The organism is Bradyrhizobium sp. P2_E8 (assembly GCF_056403875.1).
This window is the reverse complement of the sequence record NZ_JBFUES010001853.1, coordinates 1-613: the sequence shown is the minus strand read 5'-3', so window position 1 is coordinate 613 and position 613 is coordinate 1. Positions and strand designations below refer to the sequence as shown.

Below are 613 nucleotides of genomic sequence, written 5' to 3'. Positions count from 1 at the left end.
CGGCTGAGCCGTGCGGCCTCGCCGCGCCGAGCCTGGCACCGATTGCGAACGACCGCGCGGTCGCATGCATCCGCGCCGAGGCCTCGCGCCGCGCGCTGCTCGGGATCGCCGCCGAATGAGCGCGCCGCTCGTCGAGGTGACTTCGATCTCGCGCAGTTACAGCATGCGCTCCGGGATGTTCGGCCGCAGCACGGCTGTTCATGCCGTCGACGGCGTGTCGCTGACGATCCCCAAGGGCGAAACGCTGGGTCTCGTCGGCGAGTCCGGCTCGGGCAAATCCACCACGGGCCGCATCGTGCTCGGCCTCGAGCCTCCCGATCGCGGCGAGGTGCGGTTCGACGGCAAGCCGATGGCCGCGCCCGGGGCGGCCGCCTGGCGCGCACAACGCGCGCGCATGCAGATGATCTTCCAGGACCCGCTGGGTGCGCTGGACCGGCGGCTGCCGGTCGCCACCCAGATCCGGGAGCCTCTGGACATTCATGGGGTAGGTGAGCCCGCCGAACGCGAGGAACGTGTCCGCGAGTTGCTGCGGGCGGTCGAACTCACGCCCGCGCATGGCGCGCGCTATCCGGGCGCACTGTCCGGCGGGCAACGCCAGCGCATCGTGCTGGCG

The 613-nt window shown here is 72.3% G+C and carries 1 protein-coding gene and 1 pseudogene; both read left to right on the top strand.

The genetic code is table 11. The features are described 5' to 3' along the window. Nucleotides 1-119, top strand: a pseudogene (gene oppD, locus AC1D00_RS44315) (oligopeptide ABC transporter ATP-binding protein OppD); the annotation flags it as partial. Beyond that, the coding region (locus AC1D00_RS44310; protein ID WP_477015100.1) for an ATP-binding cassette domain-containing protein at nt 116-613 on the top strand (498 nt) is incomplete at its 3' end. The pseudogene oppD and the gene AC1D00_RS44310, both read left to right, overlap by 4 nt.